Below are 1,396 nucleotides of genomic sequence, written 5' to 3' on the forward strand. Positions count from 1 at the left end.
CAGAACTACTGTGAGTATTGATGGTGGCTGGTCTGGGACTGGCTGGCAGAGTAGGAACTGACCGTCCCATCGATCATCATGACCCGCAGAACTACTGACTCGAACGATGTCCTCGTCGGGATCTGTCTGATGATTGGTGGGCGGTCGGCACCGGCTCGGCCCACATCGATAACTTGATCAGAAGGTTGTCCGTTCCTGACCGAACGTGACTCATCACAGTAGTGTTTCGACGTGACTATCTCCCGGACCGGAGCCGACCGCTTTGACGGTCGGACCACATCCGTTTCGACACAGGAGAGTCACGAACCGTCATGACTATCATCTCGCATTTATACGCGTTTGTCGTTGGCGTCGACACCCACGCGAAGAACCACGTCTACAGCGTCCTCACCCACACTGGCGAGCACGCCGACACCCGCGAATTCCCCACCAACAAGGCTGGCCTGAAACGAGCCCTGGCCTGGGCCGGCCGCCGTACCGGCGGGGACCTGAACACCCTGTGGGTCATCGAAGGAATCGGTACGTACGGGGCGATCCTTGCCGACCATGTCGCCGACGCCGGGTACACAGTCGCCGAGGCTGCCAGCATGAATGCTCGCGACCGGCACGCCACGGGCAAGGACGACCGGATCGATGCCCGCAGGATCGCTGGCACGGTCCTGCCTTTGGATGAGTCACGGCTGCGGTTTCCCCGGCAGGCTGATGGGCCGCGCCAGGGACTGCGGATCCTGGTCAAAGCGCGGGAGTCCATGACCCGGGAGAAGACCCGGACCATCAATGCGCTCACCGCGCTGTTGCGGACTCATGACCTTGGCATGGATGCGCGTCGGAAACTGTCGGTGGACACGATCCATACGGTCGCGAAATGGCGGGCCCGGAACGAGGCTGTGGCACTGACCGAGGCTCGTCGGGAAGCCATCCGGTTGGCTAAACGCGTCGTCGAACTCGACGTGGACATCAAGGACTACGCCATGCGGATCGAGGCTTTGGTCAAGGACAGTCCGGCTGCCGTGTTGCTGGAACAGCCGGGGATCGGTCCGATCACCGCGGCGGTGTTCTACCTGGCGTGGTCGCATCCTGGGCGGGTGCGTTCAGAGGCTGCGTTCGCGAAGCTGGCGGGAGCCAATCCGATACCGGCGTCGTCGGGGAACGTGGTGAGGTTCCGGCTCAATCGCAGTGGTGATCGTCGGTTGAACTCTGCGTTGTACATGGTGGCCATCACGCGGCTTTCGTTCCAAGAGAGGACACAGGCGTATATGGATAGACGGCTCGGGGAAGGGAAGTCGAAGAAGGACGTTATCCGGTGCATCAAGCGGTATGTGGCCCGAGAGGTGTATCGGATTCTCGAAGCGACGAACGTGAGGTGCGAGGCCGCTTGACAAGCATAGAAGGATCC

Annotated in this window: 1 protein-coding gene; it reads left to right on the forward strand. The window is 61.3% G+C overall.

Features of this window, described 5'->3' with window-relative positions:
- The first annotated feature begins 311 nt into the window (after window positions 1–311).
- Window positions 312–1,379 carry an IS110 family RNA-guided transposase gene (locus HK108_RS18610; RefSeq protein WP_181272606.1) on the forward strand — a complete coding sequence of 356 codons (1,068 nt, stop codon included), beginning with the start codon at window positions 312–314 and terminating at the stop codon, window positions 1,377–1,379.
- The last annotated feature ends 17 nt before the right edge of the window (window positions 1,380–1,396 follow it).

Origin of the sequence: Brevibacterium sediminis, assembly GCF_013623905.1 — a bacterium.
GTDB lineage: Bacteria > Actinomycetota > Actinomycetes > Actinomycetales > Brevibacteriaceae > Brevibacterium > Brevibacterium sediminis.